At 69.3% G+C, this 13167-nt stretch carries 10 protein-coding genes; 7 read left to right on the top strand and 3 right to left on the bottom strand.

All coding sequences use genetic code 11. The features are described 5' to 3' along the window. From ACE3QW_RS01825 to ACE3QW_RS01795, 7 genes are all read left to right on the top strand, one after another. Nucleotides 1-1095 carry an ABC transporter ATP-binding protein gene (locus tag ACE3QW_RS01825; RefSeq protein ID WP_374250211.1) on the top strand — a complete coding sequence of 365 codons (1095 nt, stop codon included), beginning with the start codon at nucleotides 1-3 and terminating at the stop codon, nucleotides 1093-1095. Beyond that, complete coding sequence (locus ACE3QW_RS01820) at nucleotides 1092-1967, top strand: ABC transporter permease (protein ID WP_374250210.1); 876 nt, start codon at nucleotides 1092-1094, stop codon at nucleotides 1965-1967. The genes ACE3QW_RS01825 and ACE3QW_RS01820 overlap by 4 nt, the downstream gene beginning before the upstream one ends. Before the next feature lie 11 nt (nucleotides 1968-1978). Further along, nucleotides 1979-2773, top strand: coding sequence for an ABC transporter permease (locus ACE3QW_RS01815; RefSeq protein ID WP_024279802.1), 795 nt, complete (start codon nucleotides 1979-1981; stop codon nucleotides 2771-2773). A gap of 99 nt (nucleotides 2774-2872) precedes the next feature. After that, nucleotides 2873-3616, top strand: coding sequence for an aldolase/citrate lyase family protein (locus ACE3QW_RS01810; RefSeq protein WP_374250209.1), 744 nt, complete (start codon nucleotides 2873-2875; stop codon nucleotides 3614-3616). A gap of 32 nt (nucleotides 3617-3648) precedes the next feature. Beyond that, a complete protein-coding gene (locus ACE3QW_RS01805; RefSeq protein WP_374250208.1) occupies nucleotides 3649-5694 on the top strand; it encodes a hydantoinase/oxoprolinase family protein in 2046 nt (681 codons plus the stop codon). A gap of 21 nt (nucleotides 5695-5715) precedes the next feature. Further along, nucleotides 5716-7410 carry a hydantoinase B/oxoprolinase family protein gene (locus ACE3QW_RS01800; protein ID WP_374250207.1) on the top strand — a complete coding sequence of 565 codons (1695 nt, stop codon included), beginning with the start codon at nucleotides 5716-5718 and terminating at the stop codon, nucleotides 7408-7410. Next, nucleotides 7407-8438, top strand: coding sequence for an Ldh family oxidoreductase (locus ACE3QW_RS01795; protein ID WP_374250206.1), 1032 nt, complete (start codon nucleotides 7407-7409; stop codon nucleotides 8436-8438). The genes ACE3QW_RS01800 and ACE3QW_RS01795 overlap by 4 nt, the downstream gene beginning before the upstream one ends. Nucleotides 8439-8497: 59 nt before the next feature. Here the strand turns inward: ACE3QW_RS01795 and bktB are convergent, their stop codons facing one another. The 3 genes from bktB to ACE3QW_RS01780 all read right to left on the bottom strand — a co-directional run bounded on the left by bktB (nucleotide 8498) and on the right by ACE3QW_RS01780 (nucleotide 13158). Beyond that, a complete protein-coding gene (gene bktB / locus ACE3QW_RS01790) occupies nucleotides 8498-9682 on the bottom strand; it encodes a beta-ketothiolase BktB (protein ID WP_374250205.1) in 1185 nt (394 codons plus the stop codon). Between the two features lie 136 nt (nucleotides 9683-9818). Further along, complete coding sequence (locus ACE3QW_RS01785) at nucleotides 9819-11531, bottom strand: thiamine pyrophosphate-binding protein (protein ID WP_374250204.1); 1713 nt, start codon at nucleotides 11529-11531, stop codon at nucleotides 9819-9821. Nucleotides 11532-11595: 64 nt separating this feature from the next. Beyond that, nucleotides 11596-13158 (bottom strand): AMP-binding protein, encoded by a 1563-nt coding sequence (locus ACE3QW_RS01780; protein ID WP_374250203.1) that lies wholly within the window; start codon nucleotides 13156-13158, stop codon nucleotides 11596-11598. Nucleotides 13159-13167: the final 9 nt, after the last annotated feature.

Genomic DNA, 13167 nt, shown 5'->3' with positions numbered 1-13167 from the left:
ATGATCCACGCCGAGCCCACCGAGATGACGCGCCTGGCGCAGGGACAGGGCTTCCTGTCCCTGCGGGGCCTCACCCGCCGCTATGACCATTTCACCGCGGTGGACGACCTCAATCTCGATGTGGCCAAGGGCGAACTCGTCGCCTTCCTCGGCCCGTCGGGCTGCGGCAAGACCACGTCGCTGCGTATGATCGCCGGGCTGGTCCCGGCCTCCTCCGGCCATATCGTCGTGGACGGCCGCGACCTGACCGGCGTGGCGCCCTACAAGCGGGACATGGGGCTGGTGTTCCAGTCCTATGCCCTGTTCCCGCACATGGACATCGCCCGCAACGTGGCCTTCGGGCTGGAGATGCGGAAGGTGCCGAAGGCGGAGGCGGCGCAGAGGGTAAAGGAGGCCATCGCCATGGTCCGCCTCACCGGCCGCGAGCACCATCGCCCGGCCCAGCTTTCCGGCGGCCAGCAGCAGCGCGTCGCGCTGGCCCGCGCGCTGGTGGTGCGCCCCTCCATTCTGCTGCTGGACGAGCCCCTCTCCAACCTCGACGCCAAGCTGCGCGACGAGATGCGCACCGAGATCCGCGACATCCAGAAGCGCCTCGGCATCACCGCCATCTTCGTCACCCACGACCAGATGGAAGCCCTCACCATCTGCGACAAGGTGGTGGTGATGAACCACGGCCGGCTGGAGCAGGTCGGCACGCCCCACGAGATCTACGAGCATCCCAAGACCGCCTTCGTGGCCGGCTTCGTCGGCCGCATCAATCGCCTGCCCGGCCGGGCCTCCGGCGGGCTGGCGCAGGTGGCGGGGATCACCGTTTCCGCCCCCGGCTTTGACGGCCCCGTGGATGTGATGGTGCGGCCCCACCGCATGATCCTCTCCACCGGCCCGGCGCCGGCCGACGCGGGGCTGCACCAGCTTTCCGGCACCGTGACGCGCGCCACTTTCGCCGGCGACATCCTCGAATATGAGGTGGAGGCCGCCGGCACCCTTCTGAAGACCGAGGCATCCACCCGCGGCGGCGAGGCTCTGCTCACCCCCGGCACGCCCGTCACCCTGTCCTGGCGCCCCCAGGACACGTTCGTGTACCCCGCGTCATGACGAGCCTCGCCCTCTCCCACGCGGAGCCGCGACGGCTCGGCCCCCTCGGCACGGCCAGCGCCCTGCTGCTGCCCATCGCCGTGGTGAATGCCATCGGCTTCCTGTGGCCGGTGGTGAATTTGCTGAAGATGTCGTTCCGCGAGGCGCAGGCCTCCGGCGCACTCGGCACGGGCTACAATCTGGACACCTGGACCAACGCCCTCACCGACAGCTTCACCCTGGAGCTCATCACCAACAGCGTGGGCGTCAGCCTCCTCATCACGGTGCTGACGCTGATCGCCTCCTACCCCATCGCGCTCTACCTGCACCGCTCCACCGGCACGTGGCGCACGGTGCTGATGGTGCTGGTGGTGGCGCCGCTCCTCACCTCCGCCGTGGTGCGCACCTATGGCTGGATCGCCATCCTCTCCGATCGGGGACTGGTGGCCAACGCGCTGATGGCCCTCGGCATGGCGGAGCCGCCGCGCCTGATGTTCAACCTCACCGGCGTCGTCATCGGCCTCACCGAGATCTTGATGCCCTACATGATCCTCGCGCTGCTCTCCGGCTTCGGCCGGCTCGATCCGCGGCTGGAGGAGGCGGCCCTGACGCTGGGCGCTTCGCCGCTCAAGACCTTCTGGCGGGTGGTGCTGCCGCTCACGGCGCCGGGCATGGCGCTGGGCGGGCTCCTGTGCTTCGTGCTCGCCATCTCCTCCTTCGTCACGCCGAAGCTGCTCGGCGGCGGGCGCGTGTTCCTGCTCGCCACCGAGATCTACGACCAGGCCATCGTGACCCTCAACTGGCCGCTCGCCGCCGCGCTGTCCATGATCGTGCTCGTGGTGTTCGGCATTTCCCTCACGCTCTACGCCCGCGCCCTGCGGCGCATCGCCTGAGGAGGAGAGACATGGACGAACGCCCCGTCTCCCCGGCCCTGAAGATCGCCGCCGGACTGATGTTCCTGTTCCTGCTGGCGCCGCTGCTGGTGGTGCTTCCCATCTCCTTCAGCGGCGACGACTTCATGGCCTTCCCGCCCTCCAGCTGGAGCGTGAAGTGGTATGGCGCCATCTTCGCCAATTCGGTGATGATGAACGCCTTCTGGATCAGCCTTGCGCTGGCCTTCGTGGTCACCGTGCTGTCGCTCGGCATCGGCCTGCCGGCGGCCTATGCGCTGGTGCGCCTCAAGCCGCCAGGCGCGGAAGCCCTCGCCAACCTGTTTTCGGCGCCACTCCTCCTGCCCACCATCGTGCTCGGCCTCGCCTTGCTGCTGGTGTTCGCGCCCATGGGCCTCATCGGCTCCTTCCAGGGTCTGGTGGCCGCCCATCTGATCGTCACGCTGCCCTATGCGGTGCGGGTGCTCTCGACGGCGCTGGCCAACCTGCCGCTCACGGTGGAGGAGGCGGCCGGAATGCTCGGCGCGCGGCCGCTCACCGTGTTCTTCCGCGTCACCCTGCCCATGATGCGCTCGGGGCTCGTCTCCACCACGGCCCTGTGCTTCCTCGTCTCCTTCGACGAGGTGGTGCTCTCCCTGTTCATGACCGGCCCGCGCCTACAGACGCTGCCGGTGGCCATGTACAACCACGTGGATCAGCAGGCGGACCCCATGGCGGCCGCCATCTCGGTGCTGCTCGTGGTGCTGACCCTCGCTGTCGTGCTGGTCGTGGACCGCACCGCCGGCCTCACCCGGACCTTCGTGAAATGACCTCGGCCGGCGGCTGACGCCGGCCCCTCCCCACCGCTTTGCCGCCGACCCGCCTTGCGCGGGAACGGGAGAGCCTTGCCTGACGCCTGGAGCCCTGACGTGACCTCTTCCCTCGCCTCCTTCGCCTTCTGGCTCACCGCCCCGGTCTTCCCGCACATCGAGATCGCGCGGGACGCCGGCTTCACCGCCGTGGTGCTCGATATCGAGCACGGCACCTTCAACCTCGACGACCTCGACCGGGTGATCCCCTTCTGCCGGGCGCTGGGCATCAAGGTCTACGCCAAGGTGCTCGGCCCGCTCACCGAGCCGATCCAGCAGGCGCTCGATTTCGGCGCCGATGCTGTCATCATTCCCCACATCGCCGGCGTGGACCACGCGCGGCAGGTGACGGCATCGGCCAAGTATCCCCCGCTCGGGGTGCGCTCCTACGCCGGTGGCCGCACGGTGATGTACGGCCCCGCCTCGCCCACCTACGCCTCGGACGAGAACGCCCGGGTCAAGTGCTGGCCGATGATCGAGAGCCGGGAATCCCTCGCCGACGTGGAGGCCATCGCGGCCCTGCCGACGGTGGACGGCCTGTTCGCCGGCCCCACCGACCTCGCCATGGCGGCCGGCAACGAGCGCTACACCTTCTCCGACGCCGACAAGGCCGACATCGCCCGCATCGCCGCTGCCGCGAAGGCGGCCGGCAAGCCCTGGGTCATGCCGTGCTGGACCCAGCCGGAGCGCGCCTTCGCCAAGGCGCACGACGTCTCCATCACCGTGGTGGGCGCCCAGTTCTACATGGTGCGCGCCGCCTTCGCGTCCCTGGTGGATGGCCTTTCCGCCGAAGGCCTCATCTGACCCACCCTTTCATCCAGACATCGAGTGACCCCATGAGCACCCCCTCCATCCGCATCGCCGTGGACATCGGCGGCACCTTCACCGACATCGAGATCCTCGACGGGCGCACCGGCGAGATCCATCAGATGAAGACGCCGAGCACCCCGTCCGATCCGTCCATCGGCCTGCTCACCGGTATCAAGCAGGCGAGCCAGCGCTTCGGCTTCTCGCTGGATGAGGTGCAATACCTGCTGCACGGCACCACCATCGCCACCAATGCGGTGCTGGAGCGCAAGCTGCCCCTCGGTGCGGTGGTGACAACCGCCGGCTTCGAGGACGTGATGCAGATCGGCCGCCATGGCCGCACCGATGTCTACGCCATCACCGCCTCGCCCCAGCCAGCGCTGGTGAAGCGGCGCTTCTGCTACGGCCTCAAGGAACGCATCGGCGCCGACGGGCGCATCATCACCGCCCTCGACGCGGCCGAGGTGCGGGCGCTGGCGGGCCAGCTGAAGCAGGCCGGCGTGAAGTCGGTGGCCGTCTGCTTCCTCAACGCCTACGCCAATCCCGCCCATGAGCAGCAGGCCGGCACCATCCTGCGCGACCTCCTGCCCGGCATCGAGATCTCGCTCTCCTCCGACATCTCTCCCGAGCTGCGCGAATACGAGCGCATGTCCACCACCACGCTCAACGCGCTGCTGGTGCCGGTGGTGAAGACCTACACCGACCGCCTCGCCGGCAAGCTGAAGGAAGAGGTGCCGCAGACGCAGGTCTATCTGGTCCAGTCCAACGGCGGCGTGGCGGGTCTTGCCAAGGCCGGACGCGAGCCGGCCCGGCTGCTGCTGTCCGGCCCCTCCGGCGGCGCAGCGGCGGCCAAGCGCCTGTCGGTGGCGCTCGACGAACCGAACCTCGTCGCAGTGGACATGGGCGGCACCAGCTTCGACGTGTCCGTGGTGCACGAGGGCAATGTCTCCATGGTCAACGAGGGCGAGGTGGACGGGCTGCCCGTGCGCCTGCCCATGATCGAGATGCGCACCATCGGCGCCGGCGGCGGCTCCATCGCCTGGGTGGATGACGGCGGACGCCTGCGCATCGGCCCCCACAGCGCGGGCGCCGAGCCCGGCCCCGCCTGCTACGGGCGCGGCGGGAAGCGCCTCACCGTCACCGATGCCAACCTGCTGCTCGGACGTCTCGACGGATCGAGCTTCATGGGCGGTGGCATGGGCCTTGATCGCGCAGCGGCCGCGCGGGCGGCGGACGAGGTGTCCGGCAAGCTGAAGCTCTCGGCCGAGGAGACGGCGGCGGGCGTCATCGCCGTCACCAATTCCAGCCTCGCCACCGCCATCCGCCTGTCCCTGTTCGAGAAGGGCATGGACCCGGAGGATTTTGCCCTCCTCTCCTTCGGCGGCGCCGGTGGCGTGCATGCCTGCGAGGTGGCCGAGGAGCTGGGCATGAACAAGGTGATCTTCCCCGCCCACGCCTCCACGCTTTCGGCGTGGGGCATCCTGTGGTCGGACATCACCCACGACCTCTCCTCCACGCAGATCGGGCTGCTGGCGGACCTCGGCGACAGCCTCGCCCAGCGTGCCGTCCAGCTGGCGCAGGATGGCGACCGGCTGCTGGCGGAAGATGGCGTCGCGGCCGAAAATCGCGGCTTCGAATGGGCGCTGGACCTGCGCTACCAGGGCCAGGCCTTCGACCTGCGCGTGCCGCTGGAGGAGGCCGATTTTTCGGCCGACGGCATCGCCCGCGCCACGGCTGCCTTCCACGCGCTGCACCGCCAGCGCTTCTCCTATGACGAGCCCACCGTTCCGGTGGAGGTGGTGGCGCTGCGGCTCTCCGCCATCGGCCGCCTCGCCAAGCCCACGCCGGCTCCGGCGGTGGCGGGCGTCGCCGCCGCGGACAAGTCCCGTTCCGTCTATGGCCGGGGCGGCTTCGTGGACACCCGCGTGGTGGCCCGCGAGGCGGTGACCGCCGAGGGCATCACCGGCCCCGCCGTGGTGGAGGAGGTCTACACCGCCACCTATTTGCCCGCCGGCTGGACCATCCGCTCCCATGCCACCGGCGCGCTCGTGGCCGAGCGCACCCAGCGCCACTGACACCTTGAGGACACTGAAATCATGACAACCATCGATCCCGTCCGCCTCGAGGTGATCCGCAATGCGCTGGTCGCCGCCTCCGAGGAAATGAGCCTCACCATCTGGCGCACCAGCCGCTCCACCGTGGTGCGTGAAATCCTCGACTTCTCCACCGCCGTGTTCGATGCCGAGGGCCGCAACATCGCCCAGTCGGCCCGCATCCCGGTGCATCTCAATTCCATGTCCGACTGCCTGAAGACCGTGCTGGAGAAGTTCATTCCGCTCGAAAGCTGGAATGAGGGCGACGTCATCGTCACCAACGACCCCTATGCCGGGGGCCAGCATCTGCCGGATATCCAGACGTTCCGCCCGGTGTTCGTGGACGGCAAGCGCGTCGCCATCGTGGGCACGCTCTGCCACCATGTGGACGTGGGCGGCGGCGCGGCCGGCTCCTACTACGCGGCGGCCACCGAGATCTTTCACGAAGGCATCCGCATTCCCCCGCTGCGCCTCGTGGAGAAGGGCACGCTCAACACCGGCGTGTTCGAGATGCTGCTCTACAACGTGCGCCAGGCGGAAGAGACCCGCGGCGACCTCAACGCCCAGATCGCGGCGCTGGGTATCGGCGCCAAGGCGGTGGCGCGCATCGCCCGCAAGTATGGCGCCGAGACGCTGTCCGCCGCCATGTCGGCCATTCTCGACGGCTCCGAGCGCATGATGCGCGCGGCCATCGCCGCGCTGCCGGACGGTACCGCCTCCTTTGTCGAGACGGTGGACGATGACGGCCAGTCGGAGGAGCCCATCCGCCTTGAGGTGACCATCACCAAGGCGGGCGATGCCATCACCCTCGACTTCGCCGGCTCCAGCCCGCAGGTACGCGGCCCGGTGAACAACACCCCGGCCATGACCTGCTCGGCGGTCTATTACGCGCTGCTCGCCGCCCTCGGCTCGGACATCCCCGCCAATTCCGGCTGCTATCGGCCGGTGAGCGTCGCCCTGCCCGAAGGCAGCGTGGTGAATGCGCAGTTCCCCGCCCCCGTGGCCGGGCGCATGGTGGTGAACCACCGCATCGCCACCGCCGTGTTCGGGGCCCTCGCCCAGATCGCGCCGGAGCGCATTCCGGCGGCGTACTACGCCATCTCCTACGTCTATGCGGTCTCGCTGGTGCGTCCGGACGCCAAGCGGCAGGTCTATTTCGACATCGAGGTGGGCGGCTGGGGCGGCCATGCGGGCGGAGACGGCGCGAGCGCATTGTCCTGCGGCCTCCACAACAACACCAACGCGCCCATCGAGATGGTGGAGGCGAAATATCCCGTGGTCTTTACCCGCTACGGCCTTCTGCCGGACAGCGGCGGCGCGGGCGAGAACCGCGGCGGGCTCGGCCTCGTGCGCGAATTCCGGCTCGAAGCGCCGCAGGGCTCCCTCTCCACCAATTTCGAGCGCTTCCGCTTCCCGCCCTACGGCATCAAGGGCGGAAAGCCCGGCTCCCTCTCCTCCACCACCGTGACGCGGGCGGACGGCTCCGCCGTGAGCCTCAATTCCAAGGTTTCGGGCATTCCGCTTCAGGCCGGGGACACGGTGACCATAAAGACCTCCGGCGGCGGCGGCTTCGGCAACCCGGCGGATCGCGATCCGGCACGCATCGCCGAAGACATCGCCGAGGGCCTCGTGACGGAGGACGCCGCCCGCACCCTCTATGGCTATGCCCGCGCGGCGGAAAAGGGAGAGGCGGCGTGAGCGCTGCGTCTTCCATGCCCATGGCCTGCCTCAGCCTCAAGGAGGTGGAGGACCTGACCTTCCGGGCGCTGACCGCTTGTGGTGTCAGCCCGGCCAATGCCCTCTCGGTCACCGCCTCGGTGGTGGCCGCCGAGGCCGAGGGCGTCCACAGCCACGGCCTCGCCCGCCTGCCCACCTACTGCGCCCATGCCAAGGTCGGCAAGATCGACGGCAAGGCCATGCCGGAACTGACCCGCCCCCGGCCGGGCCTTGTCCGCGTGGACGCAAGGGACGGCTTCGCCCATCCCGCCATCGACCTCGGCCTGCCGGCCCTGTTCGAGGCGGCCAAGGCGCAGGGTATCGCCGCGTTGGCCGTGACCAATTCCTACAATTGCGGCGTGGTGGGCTACCATGTGGAGCGCATCGCCAAAGCCGGCCTGATGGCGCTCGGCTTCGTGAATGCGCCGGCCTCCATCGCCCCGGTGGGCGGAACGAAGCCGGTGTTCGGTACCAATCCGGTCGCCTTCGCGGTGCCCCGCAGCGGCGAAGATCCGCTGGTGCTGGACCAGTCGTCCAGCGTCATCGCCAAGAGCGAAATCGTTGTGCATCAGCAGCGGGGCCAGAAGATTCCGCTGGGCTGGGCGCTGGACCGGAACGGCAATCCCACGGACGACCCCGCTACCGCTTTGGACGGCGGCACCATGGTTCCCTCCGGCGGTCACAAGGGGGCGGGGCTGGCGCTGATCGTGGAGCTGTTCGCGGCCTGGATCACGGGGGCGAACCTCTCCATCGACGCCTCCTCCTTCGCCGACAATGCGGGCGGCTCGCCGCGCACCGGGCAGTTCTTCATCGCCGTGGACCCCGGCCCGCTGGCCGGCCCCGATGCAGCGGCGCGGCTGGCGCACCTGTTCGCGGCCATCGTGGAGCAGGAGGGCGCACGGCTGCCGGGCTCGCGCCGCGCCGCCGCCCGGCGCCAGACGGCAGATGCCGGGGTGCGCATTCCGGCAATCTTGAAGGACCGGCTCGACACCATCGCGGCCGGCGCCTGAGGGAAGAGCAGATGGGCGCGGCATTGCCCCGCCCACCCGCTCAAGGTGCCGAGGATGCCTCAGGCCGCCTCGACGACCATGGCGATGCCCTGCCCGCCTCCGATGCACATGGTGACAAGCCCGTACTTGCCGCCGATGCGCTTGAGCTCATGGAGGATCTTGACGGTCAGGATGGCCCCGGTCGCCCCAACGGGATGGCCGAGGGCGATCGCCCCGCCATTGGGGTTGACCTTGGCCGGATCGAAACCGAGCGCCGCTCCGACCGCACAGGACTGAGCGGCGAAGGCCTCATTGGATTCGATCACGTCGAGGTCGGCGACACCAATGCCCGCGCGTGCGAGCGCAGTGCGCACGGCCGGCACCGGGCCCATCCCCATCTCGGCGGGATCGACGCCCGCGAGCCCCCAGGAGACGAGGCGCGCCAGCGGCGTCAGACCACGCTTGGCGACCGCCTCCCGCGAGGCGAGGACGACCGCGCCCGCCCCGTCGTTGATGCCGGACGAATTGCCGGCGGTGACGGTTCCTCCCTTGGCGAAGACCGGGCGCAGCCGCGTGAAATCCTCGAGGCTCGCCTCCCGCCGGACATGCTCGTCGGTGTCGAAAACGACGGTGCCCTTCCGGCCGGAGAGCTCGAAGGGGGCGATCTGTTCCTTGAAGTAGCCCGCCGAGATGGCGTGCGCCGCCCGCCGGTGGCTTTCGAGCGCGGCGGCGTCCTGCGCCTCCCGGCTGACATCGTAGCGCTGCGACACGGTTTCGGCGGTCACGCCCATGTGGCCGTGGCCGAACGGATCGGTCAGCACGCCCACCATCATGTCCGCCGCCTGCGCATTGCCCATGCGCTGACCCCAGCGCGCGCCCGGCAGCAGATAGCCGGCACGGCTCATGCTCTCGGCACCACCCGCGAGCGCCGTCTCCGCATCGCCAAGCATGATCGCATGGGCGGCGGTGAGGATCGCCTGGAGGCCGGAGCCGCACAGGCGGTTCACCGTGAGCGCCGGCGCCTCCTTCGGCACGCCCGCCTCCATTGCCACCACGCGGGAGATGTACATGTCGCGCGGCTCGCCATGGATGACGTTGCCCACCACGGTCTGGCCGATCTCCTCGGCCGCAAGGCCGGACCGGGATATGGCGGCGCGGGCCGCATGCGCGCCGAGCGTCGTTGCCGCCACGTCCTTCAGACTTCCCCCGAAATCACCGATGGCCGTACGCGCTGCTGAAACGAAAAAGACTTCGGCGCCACTCATGGGAACGTCCTTCGGTGTGCGGTCATTCGATGCGGAATCCAAATATCAGCGAATTGGAAGTCGACCTACTCTTACGTCAGAGCGCCGTATTGACGGCGGCGCCGCTCTGCGGTGAGCGGCGAGAGCGGCGCTGGCTTCATCCCTGCCGCCACGCCCGCTCGGCCTCGTCCCAGGCCGCGAGGGGCTGGAGATCGGGCACCCAGGCGAGGCCCGATTTGCCATCGGAGGACACCGCGTCCGACGTCACGACCACATCCAGCAATGCCGGCCGGTTGGCCAGCGCGCGGGCGATGGCGGGAGCGAGGTCCTCCTCGCGCTCCACGCGCTCGCCATGCATGCCGAAGGCCCGCGCCATCATGGCGTGGTCGGAATGCTGGAGGCGCGTGCCCACCACCTTGCCGTGGGTCTCCTCCTGATCATGGACCTCGATCTGCCATGCCCCGTTGTTGGCGACGACGATGAGCACCGGCGCCTTGTGGCGGACCGCGGTGTCGATCTCGATGGCATTGAAGCCGAAGGCGCCGTCGCCGGTCGCCACCAGCACCGGCTTGTCGGGATATTCGAGGCTGGCGGCAATGCCGTAGGGCACCCCCACGCCGATGCAGCCGAACGGCCCGGGATCGAGCATGGCATCGGCGCTGAGGCCAACGCGCCCGAAGGCGAGGAAATCGCCGCCGTCATTGATCACCACCGCGTCGCGGCCGACCGCGTCCTGCAAGGCAGCGAGCAGGCGATTGGGGTGGAGCCGGCCGTCGGCGCCGGCGGGGGCGGCGGCCATGGACTGGCGCAGCTTCGCCGCGCGAGACCGATGCCCGTCACGCAGCTTGCCCGCCCAGGCCGGATCGATGGCGGACGCGCGATTGCCGGCGGCCTCGACCAGCGCACCGAGCGTGGCCGCCACGTCCGCGACGATCTCCACAGCCCCGCGCCGGTTGTCGCGGACCTCGGCGGCGGCATCGCTGATGCGCACGAACTGCGCGGCGCCGAACACGGCGGGCGACCCGAAGCCGAGCTGGAAGTCGAGCTTGCGTCCCACTGTCAGCACCACGTCGGCGTCGCCCATGGCTGCGCCGCGCATGGCGCCGATGACGGCAGGGTGGTCATCCGGGATCACGCCCCGGCTCTCGCCGGTGTCGAGATAGACCGCGCCGAGCCGGTCGAGAAATGCGGAAAGCTCGGGCCCCGCCTGCCGCGCGCCGCGACCGGAAATGACGAGCACGCGTCGTGCGCTCCACAGGAGATCCACCGCCGCGGCGATACGGTCCGGGTCAGGCAGCGCGCGCACCCGCGGCTTGGCGGTCATGTGCTCCGCCATCCGGAGCGCCTCGGGGACCGAAGCGCGCAGGGTGTCCACCGGGAAGTCGATGAAGGCGGGACCAGGCACGCCGCCTTCGCCGAGCGCACACGAGATCGCCTCGTCCAGCTCGGCGAGCGCCAGCGAAGGCTCACGCACGGTTCGGGCATAGCGGGTGATGGGGCGCAGCAGCTGGCTCTGGTCCATGTCCTGAAGGCCGCCGCGGTTCTCCTGCGGGCGGGGCGAGGCACCGGACAGGATCAGGACCGGTGCCCGCGAGACATTGGCATTGGCGATGCCGGTGATGGCATTGGTCACGCCCGGGCCGGCCGTCACCAGGGCAACGCCCAGGTCGCCCGTCAGCTCGGCATGCGCCTGCGCCATATGTACCGCCCCGCGCTCGTCGCGTACATCGATGATGGCGATGCCTTCGGCGTCGAGACGCATCCACAGCGGCATGATGTGACCGCCGCACAGGGCAAACACGCGCTTCACGCCGCGTTGCTTCAACACCTTGGCCACCATGGCGGCGACGCTGTCGGCAGAGACCTTCATGGACGTTCTCCCTGGCGCCTGCGCGGGCGCGCGGCGCTGTTCTGATGCGGCGAACCTTGGAGGATCAGACCTTCTCGCGGGCGAAGCGGGTCTTCAGCTCGCGGTAGAGCACCTTGCCGGTGGCGTTGCGCGGGATGTCCTCATGGCGGACGAAATCGAAGGAGCGCGGGCGCTTGTAGCCGGCGAGTCCATCCTTCACCCATTCCGCGAGCGCCGCTTCGGAGAGCGAGGCGCCGTTCTCGGTGACGATGACGGCGTGGACGCGCTCGCCCCATTTGCCGTCCGGCACGCCGATGACCGCCACGTCGCGCACCTGCGGATGGGAGGCGAGCACCTGCTCCACCTCGGAGGGATAGACGTTCTCCCCGCCGGAGATGATCATGTTGCTCTTGCGGTCGACGAGATGGATGTATCCGTCCGCATCCCGCCGGGCCATGTCACCCACCGAGCAATAGTCGCCGCGGAAGGCCTCACGGGTCTTTTCCGGCAGCCGCCAGTAGCCATCGAAGGTGTAGGGCGTACGCGAGAAGAGTTCGCCCACGCTGCCGTCCGGCACCTCGTTTCCGTCCTCGTCCAGGAGGCGGATCGGCGCCGAGCCAATGCATTCGCGCCCCACCGAGCCGAGCTTGGAGAACTGCTCGTGGGGATGCAGGAAAGTCACCCAGCCGGTCTCTGTCGCGCCGTAGAGCTCGAACAGGCCGGAATTGGGGAACATCTCCATCACTGCGCGCTTGGTGTCCGGCCGTGCGGGGGCGGAGGACACCATGAGCTTGGTCACCGAGCCGAGGTCGTAGCGCGCCCGCTCGGCACCGGACAGGCCGAGCATCAGCACGTAATGGGTGGGCACCAGCGAGGTGAAGCTCGCGCCGCTTTCCGCCAAAGTGCGCACGCAATGCTCGGGATCGAAGTTGGCCCGCGAGTAGATGTTGATGGTGCCGCCGCAATAGGCGAAGGCGCCGAAGAAGTAGAGCGAATTGGCGTGGCACATGGGCATCACCAGCAAGGCCCCGTCCTTGCGGTGGATACCCAGCTCGATCTCGGTGGTGAGCGCGAGCAGCGCGCTGCCGCGATGGCTGCGGATGGCCCCCTTCGGGTTGCCGGTGGTGCCGGACGTGTACATGAGCGTCCAGGGATCGTGCTCCAGCACCACCTGCCCAGGTTCGCGCGCCGAGGCTGCGGCGAGCAGCGCCTCGTAATCGCGAAAGCCCGCGGGCGCCGGCCCGGAACCGAAATGGATGATGCGGTCGTCGCCGATGGGCAGGTCCGCGCGCACCTCTTCCACCACGCCCGCCAGCGCATCCTGCACGATAAGGGCGGCGACCTCGGCATTCTCGGCGATGAAGCGCACTTCCCGTCCGGTGAGGCGGAAGTTGATGGGCACCGCCACCAGGCCGGCCTTGGCGGTGGCGGCGTAGATTTCCACCCACTCGATGCAATTGTAGGCGAGCACCGCGACACGGTCGCCCTTGACGAGGCCAAGCCCGAGCAGGGCGTTGGCGAGGCGGCAGGCCCGCGCGTTCCACAGAGCGAAGCTCATCTCCCGCTCCAGGTCGCGGGCACCGATCCGCTCGGGAGACAGGCGCGCGTGGGCGGCGAGCATCTGCCCGAAATTCAGCACGTCAGTCATGATGCGATC

This window comes from Xanthobacter sp., assembly GCF_041911315.1.
GTDB lineage: Bacteria > Pseudomonadota > Alphaproteobacteria > Rhizobiales > Xanthobacteraceae > Xanthobacter > Xanthobacter aminoxidans.
This window is presented reverse-complemented; position numbering and strand designations above follow the sequence as displayed.